Consider the following 16,762-nt stretch of genomic DNA (forward strand, 5'->3'; position numbering starts at 1 on the left):
GCGCGTGATCGACCGGAAACTGCTCTTGTCCGACCTGCAGAAGCAGGTCAAGAACCTGGAAAAGGACCTGCGAGAGCAGGCCGAGTCGGTCGAGGAGGTGCGCCTCCGCCTGCGTGGCGAGTACGACCACGCCTTCAAGGTCGGGCGCACCGCCGCCACCTGGACAGCCTGGCGGGACGAGCGCGTCACCCAGGCAGCCGTCGCCTGGGTGCTCGGTACCGTCTTCGTACGCTTCTGCGAGGACAACGGCCTGCTGCCGGACCCCTATCTGGCTGGCCCGGGGGACCGCCTGGTCCTCGCCGAGGAAGCCGAGGCGCAGTTCTTCCGCGACCAGCCCGACAAAACCCTCCGCGACTGGCTGCACCAGGGCTACAACGCCATCGCCAGCACCCAGGCCGGCAAGTCGCTCTTCGACAAGCGCCACAACCCGCTGTACCAGATCCCGTTGTCCCACGACGAGGCCAAGAACCTGATCGCCTTCTGGCGTCGCCGCAGCGAGACGGGCGGCCTGGCGCACGACTTTACGGACCCGGAGTGGGACACCCGTTTCCTCGGTGACCTCTACCAGGATCTCTCCGAGGCGGCCCGCAAGACCTACGCCCTGCTCCAGACCCCGGAGTTCGTTGAGGAGTTCATCCTCGACCTGACCCTCACGCCGGCGATCGCTGAGTTCGGCCACGACGTGGTCAAGATGATTGACCCCACCTGCGGCTCAGGCCACTTCGTCCTCGGTGCCTTCCACCGCCTCCTCAAGGAGTGGGAGCAACACGCCCCCAACCGCGACCCCCACGAGCGGGTACGCCTGGCCCTCGACGCCGTCCACGGCGTCGACATCAACCCCTTCGCGGTAGCCATCGCCCGCTTCCGCCTCCTGGTTTCCGCCCTCCGCGCCAGCGATGTCAAGACCCTGACCGACTCGGCCGGCTACACCTTCCCGATGCACCTAGCAGTGGGCGACTCCCTCATCAAGGCCCGTCAACTCGACCTTTTTAGCACCACGGATGCTGTAGCAGACTTCAGTTATGCCACCGAGAACATCCATCAGCACCCCGGCATTCTCCGGGAGGGCCGCTACCACGTTGTTGTGGGGAACCCGCCGTACATTACGGTGAAGGATAAGCGGCTTAACGATCTTTACCGAGAAATCTACAGCGCCTGCCACATGCAGTACGCGCTCTCGGTGCCCTTCGCGCAGCGCTTCTTCGCCTTGGCCCAACAGGGAGGCAATGATAATGCCCGGCCTGGCTACGTCGGTCAAATTACTGCTAACTCTTTCATGAAGCGTGAGTTTGGCAAACAGCTGATCGAGAGATTCTTTGCGCAAGAGGTTGATCTCACCTACATAATCGACGCTTCCGGTGCTTACATTCCAGGCCACGGTACGCCGACGGTCATTCTAGTGGGACGGAATCGCAACTATAATCGTTCCGCGGAAGTGCGCGCCATTCTTGGAATCCGTGGGGAGCCAAACGCTCCGGAAAATCCCGGCCAGGGCCTCGTATGGACTGCGATCATGAATCAATTGCATGAGCCAGGCACGGATTCGGACTGGGTGAGTTCTGTCGATTTGCCGCGAGCGGTGCTTCATAGGTTCCCGATGAGCCTTACGGGTGGCGGGGCGTCCCATGTTATGGATGCGCTGGCAGCGGCGGGAAAGACCACAGTCGGTGACCTCGTAAAGGCCATGGGCCGTGTGACTCACACGGGAGCCGACGAGAGCTACTTTGCGCCGATCGGCACATTGACTCGCTTCGGGGCTGCTGATGGTTCGGTGGTGGAACTGGTAGAGGGCGATACCGTTCGTGACTGGCAGGTAACGCCTGTCACGGAGGCCATGTTCCCCTACGATCGCAACCTAAAAGCATCGCTCCACGACCCAGTGCTTCACCGAAGGCTTTGGCTGACCCGAAGCCTGCTCGCCCTCCGGCGGGAGCCAGGGGGGACCCACGAGCAGATTGGACTGACCTGGTTCGAGTGGAGCCGTTGGCATCCGGAACGCTTCGCAGTGCCTCTCGGTATCGCGCTTGGCGAGGTCACAACCCACAATCACTTTGTGTTCGATCGAGGTGGGAAGGTCTTCAACCGTACCGCTCCCGTGATTAAGTTGTCGGAGAAGTCTACTGAGGCGGATCATCTGCAACTGCTGGGGATACTCAACAGTTCGGTCGCCTGCTTTTGGTTGAAGCAGATGTGTTTCGACAAGGGTAACGGGGGAATAGGAGGCGGGATCTCCGACGAGTTCTGGGAACATCGGTTCGCCTTTAATGGCTCGAAAGTGCAGGAGTTTCCGCTGCCGCCTGCGTACCCCCTTGAACTGAGCAGCGAGATCGACGGCCTGGCGCAGCGGCTTGCCACGGTGAGTCCGGCGGCGGCCGCGGGTTCTGGGGTGCCCACCCGCGAGCGTTTGAACGCTGCCGCGTACGAGTGGCACGGCATACGGGGCCAAATGATCTCCTTGCAGGAGGAGTTGGACTGGCAGGTCTACTCGCTCTACGGGCTGCTGGACGAGGATCTGACCGCGCCGGAGAGGGTCCGGCCGCCGATGCTCAGTCTCGGAGAGCGGGCGTTCGAGATCGTGCTCGCTCGCAAGGTGGCCGCCGGTGAGGCCGAGACGCAGTGGTTCGCTCGGCACAAGTCGACGCCGATCACGGAGCTGCCGCCGCACTGGTCGGACGAGTACCGCGCGGTCGTGGAGCGGCGGATCGCGATCATCGAGGGCAACCGCAACATCGGGTTGATCGAGCGGCCGGAGTGCAAGCGGCGCTGGGCCACCGAGGGCTGGGACGTCATGCAGCAGAAGGCGCTGCGCGACTGGCTGCTCGACCGGTGCGAGGCGCGGGAGCTGTGGTACCAGCACGTCGACGGCCTCGAACAGCCGCGCCCGCTGACCACCGCCCAGCTGGCCGACGAGCTGCGCCGCGACGCCGATGTGCTCACCGTCGCCAACCTCTACGCACCTGGTCAGGATCTCGGCAAGGTGATCGCCGGCCTGGTCGCCGACGATCATGTGCCGCACCTGGCCGCGCTGCGCTACAAGGACACCGGCCTGGCCAAGCGCGCCGACTGGGAGCAGGTGTGGGACCTGCAGCGGCAGGAGGACGCGCTGCCCGACGAGGCGGCGAAGCGGGAGTTCCGCAAGGGCATTCCGGTGCCGCCGAAGTACACCTCAGCGGACTTCCTCAAGAGCAGCTTCTGGAAGCACCGAGGCAAGCTCGACGTACCCAAGGAGCGGTTCGTCTCCTACCCCGGTGCCAACCGCGACGGTGACCCGTCGCTGCTGGTCGGTTGGGCCGGCTGGGACCACCGCGAGCAGGCCCAGGCCCTGGCCACCCTGATCGTGGCCCGCGAGCAGGAGGACGGCTGGGCCGACGACCGGCTGTTGCCGCTGGTCGCGGGGCTGCGCGAGATCCTTCCCTGGGTACGCCAGTGGCACGGCGAGTTCGACCCGGAGTGGGGCGCTTCGCCGGCGGACATCTACGACGGCTTCCTCGCCGAGACCACCAACCGCCTGCACCTCACTGATGAGGCGCTCACGTCGTGGCGCCCGGCGAAAGCCACCCGCGGCCGCAAGGCCAAGGCGTGACGACCGAGTCGGTGCCGGCCGGTTTGTGGTCGACGGATGACGTCGAGGAGCTGACCGGGATCCTGGCAGCCCGCCGTTCCCGCCTGTGGCAGCTCACCGAGCCGGCCGACCTCGCGGCGTGGGTGTTCGCCGACCCGGCGCCGGCGCCGCTCGACCCACCGCCGGCCGCCTTCGACGGTGACTGGGCCGACGGGCTGGACGAGCCACAGCGCGCCGCCTGGGCCCTCGCCGGATGGGTGGCCCGGATGGCGGTGCCCGAGGCGGCACCGACCGCCGGCACGCACTGGCTGCTGTCGCGGGTGAGCGACGGCCACGGGCCGCTACTGCGGCTGACCGTCGGAGTGCTGGAAACCCTCGGCGTGTACGAGTCGGGCGAGGAAGTGTGGCTGCGGGTGTCTGCGGTACCGATCGGCCTGGCCATGGACGCCGGTATCGCGGACCTGGAGGAGTGGGTACGGCGCGGCGTCGACGTGGGGGAGGACCGGACGAAGACCCTCGCCGAGGACAAGTTGCTCTTCACCTGCCCCGACATCGAGACGGCGCTGTGGCTGCTCCGGCAGCCACCCGTGATGGCCGCCGCCCGGATGCTCAACGCCTGGGTGGCGGCCGGCCCGTTTTCGTTCGAGAGCCGGTACCGGCCCGAGGTGGCCGGCCGCGCCTGGCGGGCCGCCGAGGCCCTGATCTCCGATAAGGCGTCCGCCCAGACCGGCGGGGAGCGGGGCTTCGACCGGGAGTACGCCGGGTCGTCTGCGCCAGCCGACCTACCGGTGCAGCGGTCGTTTGACGCGAACGCCTACCGGGCCGGGGTCAGTGAGCACGATCGGCTGTGCCGGGCGTTGATCGACCACCTCGACGCCGAGGGCATACGGGCTGGCGCGGGACTGCACGACGTACTGGTGGATCTGGCGTGGCTTGATGCCGATGGGCGGCAGTTCATCGCCGAGGTGAAGAGCGTGGTCGGGGGCAACGAGGTGGAGCAGCTGCGGCTGGGCCTCGGTCAGGTCCTTGAATACCGCCACCGCCTGGCGACGCGGGGAGTCGCTGCGACGCCCGTGCTGGTCGTGTCGAGATACACGGACCAGGCCTGGTTCGACATCTGCGCTGAGAACCAGGTCGTCCTGGTCCAGGGCGAGGGCATAGCGGGTTGGACGACCGGTCTGCGATCCGCGCCCTGAGGATTCTGTTGGTGTCGCCACCGCGGCGATGGTGCTGTCAGTTTGGGGAGGGAACAAGACGTGACCACTGTTGACACGGCGCAGGTGCCGGTGTGGACGCTCGCCACGGAGCCGGTGAGTGTGCCCGACGTGCTCGGTGCCGATGGCATGACGCCGGCCCGGCTCGGCGAGCTGAGAACGGCCCTGGCGACACTCGCAGGCGCCCCCATCGCCACGCTGGAAGCGCACCCGATATCGGCCAGACGTGACCGGGCCAGCGGGATTCCGCTGCACGCGACCAGCCCGCTCGCTCAGCAGCTGTCGCACCTCGTCACTCAGACCGCGAGTTCAGCGCCCCGGACGTTGAATGTCGCCACCTCAGGTGAGGTGCTTTACCGAATGGTGGTGCCGGCGAAGGTCGCCGCGCAGGTCGGTAAGGGACTCGTCCGACCCATGGCATCAAGGGCATCTGCGGGAGGCATCCACAGCGCACTGGTCAACTCTACCGGCATCGCAGCCCAGGCCACATTCGTGCCCGTGGCCGGCAAGACCGCTGTTGCCGGGGCGGCGACCGGCTCAGCCGCCACTGCGGGTGTGGCTGCGGCCGGTGCCGGAGCGTTGACGGTGGCCGCGCCACTGGTGTTGATGGCCGTCGCGGTCGGCGTCAGCGCCTACGCCGATCACCAACGTCAGCAAGCTATCGAGCGAATCACCGACCTCCTGGAGCAGTTACACGAAGACAGCCTGGAGAGGGAACGCAACGCGTTGGACGGTTGCCGTGACGCCATCGACAAGGCGACGTCGGTCCTCCTGGACCAAGGCCGCGTCGGCCTGTCGTTAGGGCTGGATTCCTCGTCGTACGCGATCAACACAGCGATCGAGGGAACCAAGCGTCGGCTCTCGAAGTGGCAGCAGGCGCTTGCGGTGCTGCCCGATGGCCCGACGGAACTCGGCGTGTTGACGAAGGCGTTCCCCGGCATCAATGAAGAAGGCGGTGCGTTCCGCGCCCACGTGGAACTGGCGCGACTCGCCATCGCGCTCAAACGCCGGGTGCTCGTGCTCCAAGCGGTGGAGCACGCCCAGCTGGCGGGTGCGGACAACCCATTCAAGAGCTTTGTCGTAAGCCTGCAGGAGGATGAGCGTCGCATCGACGAGTTGGAGTCAGGCATCAACTCGGTTCTGCTTCGGCTGTCGTCGATGGAGCTGAAGCGTCACAGCGGCATCCGAAACATCATGTTCACGCAGGGCGAGGTCGACGAGCTGCTCAAGGCGGCGTACCGCCTGCGAGCCTGGGGCGATGGGCTCGCCGTGGGGAGCCAACAGGCTGACGTCGCGATTGAGATCGAACGAGGCAGCGACGGATCGCTCGTGGTGTTCCCTGCAGTCGCTGCCTGACCCGGGTGGCCGGCGCGGATTGATCAGCTCAGTCGGCGTCTGCCCCTCTCATGCGGCTCAGGGTCGAGCAGACTTTCACAACCGAGTCCGGCGGCTGCGGGAGGCTTGATGGCATCGAAAAAGAAGTCTCCCCGCTTCCGCATCACGCGGGTCTACCCGGCTCGGGGGGAGTTGCAGCGGTTCCTCCTCGACCAGCCGATTACCCTGCAGTGTTCCGAGTGCCAGCAGACGAGCATGTCCAGCTCGGTGGTGACGGTGTCCGGAGACTGGGGAAAGCTGCTCTGTATCCGGTGCTACAGCCCTGCGAGAGCTGATGCGGTCGCTGTGAGCGGGCTTAAACCTGAAGCCATACCCGCCGCCGCACCACCGCGTCCGCAGCCGGTCGCCAGTCCGATGCCTCGGGACATGATGTGGTTGGCGTCGCTGCATCGCACTATCGCCGAGGGCGGCAAGCTTGCGCCGGCGGAACAGACGATTCTCGAGGCAGGGGCTGGTAGCTCGGCCTCGATCGCCGCCATGCGCTACGCGGAGCTGCTGGTCGACAGCGAGGCGCGGGTCGCCGACGTGTCCGGCGACGCCCAACTAGCTCGAAAGTTGACCGGTGTTCGGGACGTTCTCGCGAAGTCGTGCCAGGCAGCAAGCTTGACCTTCAAGGACGAGTACCAGCGAGAGCGGGCTGCTCTGGATGCGGAGCCCGCTATACCGGAGCCGCTGGAGACGGCGGTTGTCCGTGCCGTGACAGGTGACCGCTTCACCGCAGCGTTGGCCCAGGCCCTCAAGCGGCGCTCTCTCCGAGAGCGAGCGCTCGAGCGACCGGCCACAGACGTTTGGCGGTGGCTCGATGAACACGAAGGTTCGCAGTGGCGGTCACTGTCGTCTGGAGTGCGCCGGATGTGCAGACTGGACCCCTCAGCATTCACCCGCAAGGCGTTTATCGACGTCAACGGGTTGGATTGCGATCCGAACCTTGCGCACGAGGCCGTCGCAGAGCAGTGGGTGAGCTGTGCCAACGAGATCGTGTCCGCGCTGATGCGGGTACGGGATTCGGTGGAGTCGGATTTGCGTAGCGCGCTTCCGCCCGCCAGGGCCGCGTTGAGGGCCCAACTTGAGCACAGCGGGGAGGCTTACGCCAGAGGAAGCGCCAGGTGCCTTGAGGCTCGTTTGATCGTCGGCCACCTCCACCTTCGCGCTGTCCGGAAGTACCGGACTCAAGGGATGCGGAAGCTGCGCGCCGATTGTCTCGCCGAAGCGACCAAAGCGGTGATCGAGGCGGACTCCGGACTCGGCGCGGTCGTGGCGGAAGCGTGCAGGGAGCATCGGGTCGCGTGCCCTGCGGCTTATGCCGCTCACCCCTTCGAAGGCTGCCCGGCTTCGGTGGCGGACGTGGTGCGTGAGCGCATGAGCCAGGCCCCGGTAGTCGAGGTGCCGCGACAGCCCGCGAAACGCGAGCCCCAGCAGCCGCCGGAGAGGGAAAAGACCGAACAGCCCTCCGACGGGCTCTTCGCTTGTGAAGAGCTGCTGAAGAACTTCGCTGACCAAAAGAAGCTGAGCCTCGTCATCGTGGAATGCCAGACCGGGCCGGACGACGGCACCTTCGGCTATGCGTGGCTGGCGAGGGACGGTAGTCACGGGCAGGGAGCGGGTGCCGCGCTCAACGACGTGGATCAGATGGTGCACGCCCTCTGCAACACGGCCCTCCTGATCCGCGAGACGGCCTCGAGCGTGCGCCTCGTCAGTCGCCACCTGAGGGCAGTGAACATCGTCCACCTGACGCTGCGATCGGGCGATATCTACACCCCTGTGGACACCCCGCTGTCCGAAGGGACACTAGAATCGCTTCGGCAGGTGGCCGAGCGTCCGCATGGCATCGCTGTCTCGATCGACACCTGCGAGCAGCGCCACCAGGGCTCTCTGCGGGCAGAGGAATTGGCGCGGCTCGCGGCGCTGGGCACCGATGGCCGAGCGGACGGACGTCAGGACGAGTCGCTCCTCGGTTCCGACGTGGCGACCCGCGCGCTCCTGCCTTCGGCCCCAGGCCGGCTTGTCGGGCCCGATGACGAAGCCGGCGCAGCCCGATGGCTTACCGCCAACGGTGGCCAGGGCGTGGAGATGTCATGGCGGGTCGCCCTGCACCGCGTCCACCTCGACAACAGGTGGTGTCCTCTGCCCGATGGCCGGATGCCTGATCGCGAGGACGGACGGCACCTCCGCCTGTACCTTAACCACGACTCTGAGGACACGTCGCATAAGCCGGTGCAACGCGTCGCTCTACGGCGGCGTGGGGGCCAGTGGGAACTCGCCGGGGTCACCTGGCCGGCGGGTCTGGCACCAGGAACGCTGATTACTCTCACCTGGCGCCTCACGCAGGGCTTCGTCACCGGCGACACCACCCCGCTAGCAATGCCTGAGCGAATCGACGGTGTCTACTTCACCCACGAGTACGACCCGCACGTAGTGACCAGACAGCACGCGCCTGGTGCCGACCAGTACGACCGTGTTCCGGACCTCACCGACACGGGCTGGGCACTGCACACTCTACGAAAGCTGGGCTATCTGACCGAAGACGGCGAAGCGATCCTCGCCGAGGATGCGCTGGTGGACAACTGCCTGAGACTGGGTTTGCCCGCCCGTCGCGCCGCCGGTATCCCAGACGCCGTTCGGCGACTCCTGCGCGCTCGTACCCTCGATCGGGTCACCGGTAGTCAAGACAGCTTCGGTCATCCCTGGTACCCGCCGCTGGCGAGGCAACCTTGGGTTCCGCTCCTGCGCTACCGGCCGCGAGTCGAGGTGGTGACCATGACAAACGACCCAGGGGTCGAAGGGCCCTTAGAGCGACGCCCGCACGAGGTGGCCGGATTCCTCCGGCGATTGCCGCCGGGCGCGAAGGCATCCCCAGAGCAGGAAGACGCGTACCGCGAGGCGGTGCGGGAGGCGCGAATCGTGGACCGAGGGCTCCCCGACGGCCTCACCTACGTCAAGCCGCACCAGCGGGCCCGGTAACAGGACAAGCCTTGGGGTAGGAATTGGACGCCCTATTGGAAACGTGTGTGGCAGTTACGCCGGCGGGGACTGGCGAAGGTCCACCTGGAACACCATGGGCTCGGCCGCGAGGACCGCCGTCTCCGCGTCGAAGAATTGCAACTCGGGTGCGACGAGGGCTTTGGTCACGACGGCCAGCCGCCACCCCTGGTCCTCCCTGGCGGAACGAAGCTCGTTCCGGGTGAGGAGAATGCGCGGGGCCGAGCCGCTGACACCCTTGACCTCCACCCGATCCACGGTCCCAGAAGGCGATGTGCAGGTGATGTCCCAGCCGTAGCAGCGCTTACTGTCGTCCTGCACCTGCCAACCCAACGCCTCGTAATGGGCGCGGACGGCGTCCACCGCGGCCGCCTCCACAAGGCCGTTGGTGACCGGGTTGCCGAAGCCCGCGCCGGACGAGCTGACCGTGATGTTCTGCGGTTGCGGCGGCACGAGGGCGTCAATAACGCTGAACTCCTCATTACTGACGAACAACGGGTTGCCCATCTGGGGCTGGCGGAAGACCTCCATGCCGGCCAGCCGCGGGTCGTCCTTCAATGCCCGCCGGGGGATCGGCCGTTCGAAGAGGCGAATGTCCACCGGCGCGAAGTGTTGAGTACGCCAACGTTGTTCTTGGTCAAGCCAGAGGCCTGGGTCCGTACCAGCCACCTCCTGTTGCCAGATCGGACCGAGCACGGTGCCGATACCCCACAGACCGGGCTCCGGGTACGTCCCGTCGCGGCCAGTCACCCAGAACAGGACCCGCTGCCCGTCCGCCATCATCCTGGCCCGGTAGTTCGGTACCACCGACCAGCTGGTGATCACCTCCTCTCCGCTGGCGAGGAAGGAGGTGAGGTCCCACTTGTCGGGGTTGCACTTGACCATCCACGCACCGAGACTCTCGAGGGTCACGCTTCGCTCGCCAGGAAGGTTCTGCGGCCGGGTGTTCTCGGCGCGTAGCTGACGGAGTTCGGTGTGCCAGATCTCCTGATTGCCGCCCCGACGCTGGAACGGCGTTCTGCGAGCGAGCCGGTAGAAGCCGCTGGACGGCTGCGACGGCTGGCCGTTCTTCCCCTGCCGCACGACCAGCGCGGAGATCATCCCTCGTCCTGAGCTATGTTCCCGAAGGGAGGCTTCCTCAAGGATGTGTGGCATCGGCCCCTGGTAATAGGGGACGTGCAAACCCTGCTCGGCCAGCTGATCGCTTAACTGGCGGTAGGTGACCAGCGCATCCTCTTCGGTACGCGACTGTCTCGCGACCTCGCGCAACAGTCCTATCGTCGCTTCGACAGCTGCGTCGAATTCCGCGTCTCCGGCTCGCATCGATCCATCCTCCTGCGACCGCGATCCGCGCTCATCCTCGGAACGGTCAGGATGCCGCGACTGACGACCATCCAGACGACAAGGAGCTTCATTTGGCGCTCGTGATCGAGCAGATGCATCCTGGCTGGCGCCGTGACGCGGACGGTTAGGCCCTCACGGGACAGCTGAGCAACGATCATTTTCGGTAGGGTGGGTTTTCCGTGTCGGCACGAGGCACGGCATGCACGAGGCTCACGGCGAGGACGAGCAGCGGTGATGGATGCGGACGCGGCTGAGAACTGGGTGCGTTCATGGTCGGCCTCGGTAAGCGAACGTGCTGCCCAGGCGCAGGAGATGTCGAGACTTGTGGCGGCGTTGTCCGCCTCCGCAACCAGCGCCGACGGCGCGGTCAGGGTCACCGTCGCCGCTACCGGGGTGGTCACCGAGCTGCGGTTGAGCGATCGGGTGCAGGGCTGGGCCGCTGCGCGGATCGCCGCGGAGGTCATGACCACCATGCGGCGGGCGCAGGCCCAGCTCGCCGAGGCTGTGGCTGACGTGGCAGCCCGGACGGTTGGCGAGGGCTCGGAGACAGGCCGCGCTGTGGCGGCCAGCTACACCGAGCGGTTCCCCGAGCCACCGGAGAGTTCAGACGATGATCGCTCCCGGCGGCGACAGGATGGCTGGTGACCGGCGCCTTCGAAGTCGACGCTCAGTCGCTGCGAGTCCACGCCAGCACCGTCGACGACACCGCCGACGCGGTCGACGAGTGCCGTCGCGCTGCGTCCTCGGTGGCGTTGGGCCGCGATGCGTACGGTCGGTTGTGCCAGCTGATACCCAGCCTGCTTCACCCAACGCAAGAGGCTGCCATCGACAGCTTCGGCGAGACGGTTCGGGCGTTGCAGGAGGCGGCGGACGGGTTGCGTACGGTCGCCCACCGGTACGAGCGGGGTGACGAACGCTCAGCCGTCCGGTTCGACGGAGTCACGTGGTGAACCAACCATCCCCGTTGATCGCCGCCCGCCAGGACAGCACGACCGCGTTCAGTGGTGTCTTCATCGCGGAGGACATCGACGCGCTGATGGCGGGCTACGCCTCCGGCGGCTGGATTGACGTCGCGATCGGCGGTGTGGCGACCTCCATGGATGCCCTCGCCTTCGTCACGGATCCGCTCGGGCAACTGGTCGCGTGGGGTGTGGGCTGGCTGATCGAGCACGTCAAACCTTTGTCCGACGCGCTGGACGAGTTGGCCGGCGACCCAGATCAGATCACCGCGTACGCACAGACCTGGCGCAACGTGGCCAAGGCCGCAGCCGAGGCGGGCACCAGCTTCAGTGCGATGGTCGGCAGCCAGATACCGGCTTGGAGCGGTGCCGCCTCCGACGCGTACCGCAGGAACAGTGACCGCCAACTCGCCGCAATGAACGCGCTCACCAAGGCTGCGGATGCCATGGCGGAAATCACCACCGGAGCCGGGTTGCTCGTCGCCATGGTCCGTGGGCTGGTCCGTGACCTCATCGCGGAGTTCGTGTCAGTGCTGGCGGTGCGCCTCTGGGAGTGGCTGGCCGAGGCGGGGCTGACACTGGGCCTGGCAACCCCCTGGGTGATCACGCAGGTGACCGCTCTCGCCGGCAAGTGGGTAGCCCGGATCGCCCGACTGCTCCACGGGCTGATCGAGAGCCTGCGCCGGCTGGCGCCCATCCTGCGCCGTCTCGAACAGCTCATCGCGGATCTAAAGGCCCTTGTCCGCGGTACCGCGCCGGGGGGAGCTGCGCGGCCAGACGCGCTCGATCGTGGCACCCATCTGTTTCACGCCGACGCCGATCCGCTTCGTAAGTGGGGCCCGGCGCGACAGACCCACCCCGAGGAGTGGGAGGCTGCGATCCAAGAGGCCCGGACCCTGGATGTCGAGATCACCTTCCGCCCGGGTGCGCTGGCCTACGGTCCCGCCCCCGGGCCGGGCCACCCCGGCCAACTCGTCCTCGATCCGGACGCATCGTATGGTGCGCTGTTGCACGAGATGCAGCACCTGCGCGACGACCAGGCTGCCGGCTGGGCAGGCATGAGAGGCTGGTTCGAAGACCCGGTCGTGCGGTATGAGAATGAGGTACGGGCGTACCAGAAGGAGATCGACTACGCCACGTCGATCGGTGACCACGAGTCGGTCGAGCGCCTGAACCAGGCAGTCCGCGAAGAGTATTCGAGAATCTTCGGAGTTGATCCGTGACCGCACCGCCCCCGCCGAATCTCCCGGTCCCACCGGTGCGGCAAATGACCACCGCAGACTTGGCGCACCTGGCTGCGAGCGGTGGCCCTTACCGGGGCAAAGCGGTGTTCGAGTTGGTCGACCGGGCGCGCTCCGACGACGATGCCGCCACCCGGCTCGATCAGCTGAGCCGGCTACCGGCCCTGCGCGAAGACCGTGCATTTCACCTGGCCTCTCTCGCCTGGGCGGCGATCATTGGCCTGCTGGCTGCGGAGACCGCACATGCACGGGCGAGGGCGTACGCCGCGTTCGAGGCCCTGGATCGTGCCGAGCAGGTGGACTTCCTCGCGTACGTAGGAGCGGAACGGGTTGAGGACGCTCATCCTCGAATCTGATGTACAACAAGGGCTCGGGTTCTATGCCTCAGAGAGCCTCTTACGACACGTAGTTTGGGGTCAGGTCCGCGGCTCGAAGTGGACCCGCTGACGGGCGATATCCGGGTGAGCAGAGAACCCAGCATCGTTCCACGACCTGGACTGCGAGTGGGTCCTGTCCTCGTTCGACCACCAGGCCGAATAGCGGTGGGCCGAACTGGGCAAGCCACCCGGAACCAGGCCCGAGACCTCCTCGAAGCTCATCTCGACATCCCCGGAACGTTGTCGGAGGTGTTCGTGTAGACCGTCGTACTTGGCCATGGGCTCACCCCGCGCCGGGTTCGGGCGTGTTGAGGACGTCCAGCATCGCGGCGGCCAACTGCTCGATGTAGTCGATCGTCCGCGTGGTGCTAGGCCCGTCGATGGGGCGCTTCCGGCTGGTGTCGTCGGGATCCTCGTCGTACTCGTGGGCAATCTTGTGGCGGCGTTGCACGGCTTGCCGGAGTTGTTCCTGGATGTCTTTGCCGGTGAAGGTGACCCCGTCTCCGCTCTGCTCCGTGAGTACCCGCGCTACCCGATCCCAGAGGCCCTTGACGTCATGGACGAGAGCAAAGCCCTCGCGAATCTTGTCCGGATTCTGGTAAACGAGGTGGCCCTGATCGCGTAGCTGCTGATCTAGGGCTTCGACGAGCGTCTTCGTGCCGAGCTGGACCTGCTCGACCAAGCCGAGCGAAATCTGAAAGGCGGCGAAGGCTTTGGGCTTCTGCGCCGTGGGCTGCGCGACCAACCTGAGCATCCGGCTCCGGATCTCCTGTCGGACCCAGTGGTCCAATGCGGCGACGCTCTGGACCCAGGCAGCTCGGAACACGTCCGAGACCTCGAACGACCCCACCTTGAGCTGATCCAGGTGCTGGCCAGCGGTGGCCAGACTACGTGCGTAGTTCAGGTTCCGCTGCAGGTTCGTGAACGGACTGGAGCCGTCGTCCTGAGCAGGTGGACCAGAGGTGACGGGCTCCTCGGGAGGCGCCGTCGGCGGGTTGTGACCGAGGAGCCGCTCGAGTCGGGTAAGGCTGTCCGCCTGGTTGATCCGGTAGACGGTGGTCAGCGACGGGAGGGCGAGCACTTCCCGCTCCACGGACGCCCGAGGGATGTCGGTGCGGGACCAGTGCACGGGCCGTACGTGGCGGATGTCCGAGGGTAGATCAGTCCGGTACTCGTAGGGACCGGTAACGCGGCCAACGGCAACGTCGGGGCTGGTTCGCTGGAGGTACAGCACAATATCGCCTTCGGACATCCGCGACCGGAACGCGAGCAACTGGATCGCGTAGTTCTCCACCGTACGGCGTTCGACCTCCCGGTAGGCGGCTTGGACTCGCTCGTGGATGTCGGCGTGGGTCGTGGTCTTCGTCAGGTCTCCCGCGCTGGACCAGCCGACCGCGATCAGATTCTTGTCAAGGGCGAGCGCGTCGTAGCTGTCATCGCGGCCAGCCCGCACGATCCATGCCTTCGTCATCGGATCTCCTTCGAAGGGGTGTGGGTGTGCCGGTCAGTCCGTGCTGGTGATCGGGAACTTGATGGGTTCGCCGTCCCACTGCTTCGCCTCGATTCCGGGGAGCGCGGAGAGTGGCTGGGAGGTGTCGAGTTCCCGGTCGAAGACGCCGCGCCACTCCTCTGGAGTGCCGGTGACAAGAAACGGCCCTATGTGAACCTGCAACGAATCCTCGATCATTTCGACCGGGGTGGACTCACCAGCGATCGTCACGTCGCTGTCAATGCCCGCGACCCGCGCTGACTCGATGGCGCTGTCCAGTTCGGCCATGCTGGCCGAGCCCACCCAGGAGATGCCGTCGCCGGACGCCGTGAAGACAATCCGGCCACCGTCGCGGATGCTGCCGTAGAGGGCCAGATCAAGCGAGAGCCCGGCGCTTGGATCGGCGTTCTCAACGGGTACCTCATCGAGGAATGGCGGCCGGAATCGGTCCAGGAGCCCGTTCATGGCCTCTGCGAGGAGCGCACGCCGGGCATTGAGGAACCGCTGGTAGCCATTCGGATCCCTCAGCGACTCGTCGAGTGGCACCAGGTGTGCCCGCAGTTCGTGCTCGTCCAAGCTCGGGAAGTACTCGATCGGGCTCTGGCCGTTGATCTTCTTGTTGGCCTGGGCGGAGATGAACACCAGGTTCGCGAGATCGTTGACCATGCCCTTGTCGAAGCGGCGATCGTCGAGGGTCGACAGCGGATGGACGTGGTGGTGCTCGAGCCTCGGTGCCATCTCCGTGTCAGGAAGGATGTCGGAGCCGTACCACCAGTCACGGGCACCTCCGGCCATGGACACGAGTAAACTGAGGAAGAAGTAGGGGCTTTCCTTCGTCCGACCCCGCAGCGCTCGCTCGGTCACCTCAGCTCGAGAGTTGTCGACGTTGAGGCCCTCAAGCAGCGCCCGGACCGGATCTGGCTGCCGAGCGGCCCGGATGTCCTGGCTCAATCGGGTGTCGGTGGAGCCGCTGTAGCGGGTCCGGATGGTGGCGAGCAGAAGCCAGTAGATGATCCCGTTCGAGGTTTCCTCGTCGACTGTGTCGTCAGTGCGCTCACCGAGGAGCACGACCAGTGGAATCAGCACGATCATCGAGGGCAGCGGGTCCGACCGGGTCAGCTTGAGGTGTGTCTGCAGCAGCGGAACCAGCCGCCGGAGGCCGCGCTTGACCACTTCCCAGCCCTGCTCAAGCTCCGTGTCGCCGGTCTGCCGCAGCTTGCTGTGGGACCACACCGACAGACCACGTCCGAGGACGACACCTGCCAGCGCCCGGGAAAGAAAGTTGACGTCGATGTGCCCGTAGCCGTGGTGGAGCCAGTGCTCCGACTCGCGCTGCAGTCTGGTCAACACCCCCGTCCACCTCGTGGAAAGGGTCGCCATTGCCAGGTCGAGGGTGCCGAGACGGCGGCCGCCGCTGTTGACCCGAACGAAGATCTCCGCGACCTCCTCGTACGGAAAGCCCTTGAGGACCTCCATGAAGAACCGCCGGTTGCGCAGCTCCTTGATCTTGCCGAGTCGATCCTCGATCTCGTGATCCTCAAGAGTGGACCCCGCGTCGAGTAGCCGCTGGGTCAGGCGCAACATGCTCGCCTTCGGGTCGAGCACGTCCGCCACCTTCACCCATTTCGGGTCGCGCTGGGTGGCCGCGCTCTGGTTCTGGAATTTCTGGTTCTCCACATGAAAAACGACCTGTGCCTCGGGGTGGTCACTGAACACCCGGTGCAGGGACGTCAGGCGTTGTTGGCCGTCGAGAAGGAAGAGCGGCGGCTTCGACGGCGCCCGTTCAGGTCCGCTGACGAACATCTCCCGGGTCTCCGGGACGTCGTCGGTCTCCCAGAACAGCAGCGAGCCGAAGGGGTAGCCCCGGTAGATGGAGTCCATCAGCTTGGCGACCTGTGTCGGCTTCCAGACATATTCGCGCTGGATCTCAGGAAGCAGGATCTCGGCACTCGAGATCTCGTCGATCAGTTTGCCGATGGACCGCTCAATCCTGTCGACGTGCATCAGTCAACCTCTTCATCCCCGCGAAGGTTATGGAATACCGAGCCGGGCGTCGACTCAGCGGAGCAGCGATTCCGACCCGCACTCGGGCCGCGGCACGCCGACAGGCAGCGGGACGCGCTGAGCGATTGGCCCGACTGAAGTCCTACCGTGCATGGGTACGCCTGTCCACCCCATGATCGGCCGTCCGATTCCTGCACG

Annotated in this window: 12 protein-coding genes; 8 read left to right on the forward strand and 4 right to left on the reverse strand. The window is 66.1% G+C overall.

All coding sequences use genetic code 11. The features are described 5' to 3' along the window. Positions 1-4 precede the first annotated feature (4 nt). From pglX to IF46_RS0123780, 4 genes are all read left to right on the forward strand, one after another. A complete protein-coding gene (gene pglX, locus IF46_RS0123765) occupies positions 5-3,583 on the forward strand; it encodes a BREX-2 system adenine-specific DNA-methyltransferase PglX (protein ID WP_030490588.1) in 3,579 nt (1,192 codons plus the stop codon). Next, entirely contained in the window at positions 3,580-4,758 is a 1,179-nt protein-coding gene (locus tag IF46_RS0123770; protein WP_157563390.1) for a hypothetical protein, read from the forward strand. Before pglX ends, IF46_RS0123770 begins: the two co-directional genes overlap by 4 nt. Positions 4,759-4,818: 60 nt before the next feature. Beyond that, a complete protein-coding gene (locus IF46_RS0123775) occupies positions 4,819-6,132 on the forward strand; it encodes a hypothetical protein (protein WP_030490590.1) in 1,314 nt (437 codons plus the stop codon). 108 nt (positions 6,133-6,240) lie between these two features. Next, on the forward strand, positions 6,241-9,132 hold the full coding sequence (locus IF46_RS0123780; protein ID WP_157563393.1) for a hypothetical protein: 2,892 nt from the start codon (positions 6,241-6,243) through the stop codon (positions 9,130-9,132). 54 nt (positions 9,133-9,186) lie between these two features. On the opposite strand, the gene IF46_RS33395 is transcribed toward IF46_RS0123780, so the two are convergent. Beyond that, positions 9,187-10,473, reverse strand: a complete 1,287-nt coding sequence (locus IF46_RS33395; RefSeq protein WP_084598016.1) for a protein NO VEIN domain-containing protein — start codon at positions 10,471-10,473, stop codon at positions 9,187-9,189. Positions 10,474-10,728: 255 nt separating this feature from the next. On the opposite strand from IF46_RS33395, the gene IF46_RS32760 reads away from it, so the two are divergent. Genes IF46_RS32760 through IF46_RS0123815 form a run of 4 tightly spaced genes read left to right on the forward strand, consistent with a single transcriptional unit; the run spans position 10,729 to position 13,050 of the window. Continuing rightward, positions 10,729-11,139: a YbaB/EbfC family nucleoid-associated protein gene (locus tag IF46_RS32760; protein WP_157563395.1), complete on the forward strand. Its 411-nt coding sequence runs from the start codon at positions 10,729-10,731 to the stop codon at positions 11,137-11,139. Continuing rightward, complete coding sequence (locus IF46_RS32765) at positions 11,136-11,444, forward strand: type VII secretion target (protein ID WP_051724113.1); 309 nt, start codon at positions 11,136-11,138, stop codon at positions 11,442-11,444. Before IF46_RS32760 ends, IF46_RS32765 begins: the two co-directional genes overlap by 4 nt. A gap of 14 nt (positions 11,445-11,458) precedes the next feature. Further along, positions 11,459-12,676 (forward strand): WXG100 family type VII secretion target, encoded by a 1,218-nt coding sequence (locus tag IF46_RS33400; RefSeq protein WP_157563398.1) that lies wholly within the window; start codon positions 11,459-11,461, stop codon positions 12,674-12,676. 44 nt (positions 12,677-12,720) lie between these two features. Further along, a complete protein-coding gene (locus IF46_RS0123815; RefSeq protein WP_030490596.1) occupies positions 12,721-13,050 on the forward strand; it encodes a hypothetical protein in 330 nt (109 codons plus the stop codon). A 60-nt stretch (positions 13,051-13,110) separates the two neighbouring features. Here the strand turns inward: IF46_RS0123815 and IF46_RS35780 are convergent, their stop codons facing one another. From IF46_RS35780 to IF46_RS0123830, 3 genes are read right to left on the reverse strand one after another with little or no spacing between them, the layout of a single operon-like run. Further along, entirely contained in the window at positions 13,111-13,350 is a 240-nt protein-coding gene (locus IF46_RS35780) for a DUF7662 domain-containing protein (RefSeq protein ID WP_030490597.1), read from the reverse strand. 4 nt (positions 13,351-13,354) lie between these two features. Beyond that, positions 13,355-14,542, reverse strand: a complete 1,188-nt coding sequence (locus IF46_RS0123825; RefSeq protein ID WP_030490598.1) for a restriction endonuclease — start codon at positions 14,540-14,542, stop codon at positions 13,355-13,357. 33 nt (positions 14,543-14,575) lie between these two features. Then, a complete protein-coding gene (locus tag IF46_RS0123830) occupies positions 14,576-16,564 on the reverse strand; it encodes a GmrSD restriction endonuclease domain-containing protein (RefSeq protein ID WP_030490599.1) in 1,989 nt (662 codons plus the stop codon). Positions 16,565-16,762: the final 198 nt, after the last annotated feature.

Source organism: Micromonospora chokoriensis, assembly GCF_000718555.1.
GTDB classification, from domain to species: Bacteria; Actinomycetota; Actinomycetes; order Mycobacteriales; family Micromonosporaceae; genus Micromonospora; species Micromonospora chokoriensis_B.

Coding starts and splice junctions, on each gene's coding strand:
- IF46_RS0123815 (WP_030490596.1), top strand. CDS start 12,721: ATGACCACCGCAGACTTGGCGCACCTGGCTGCGAGCGGTGGCCCTTAC.
- IF46_RS33395 (WP_084598016.1), bottom strand. CDS start 10,473: ATGCGAGCCGGAGACGCGGAATTCGACGCAGCTGTCGAAGCGACGATA.
- IF46_RS35780 (WP_030490597.1), bottom strand. CDS start 13,350: ATGGCCAAGTACGACGGTCTACACGAACACCTCCGACAACGTTCCGGG.
- IF46_RS0123780 (WP_157563393.1), top strand. CDS start 6,241: ATGGCATCGAAAAAGAAGTCTCCCCGCTTCCGCATCACGCGGGTCTAC.
- IF46_RS0123830 (WP_030490599.1), bottom strand. CDS start 16,564: ATGCACGTCGACAGGATTGAGCGGTCCATCGGCAAACTGATCGACGAG.
- IF46_RS32760 (WP_157563395.1), top strand. CDS start 10,729: ATGGATGCGGACGCGGCTGAGAACTGGGTGCGTTCATGGTCGGCCTCG.
- IF46_RS0123825 (WP_030490598.1), bottom strand. CDS start 14,542: ATGACGAAGGCATGGATCGTGCGGGCTGGCCGCGATGACAGCTACGAC.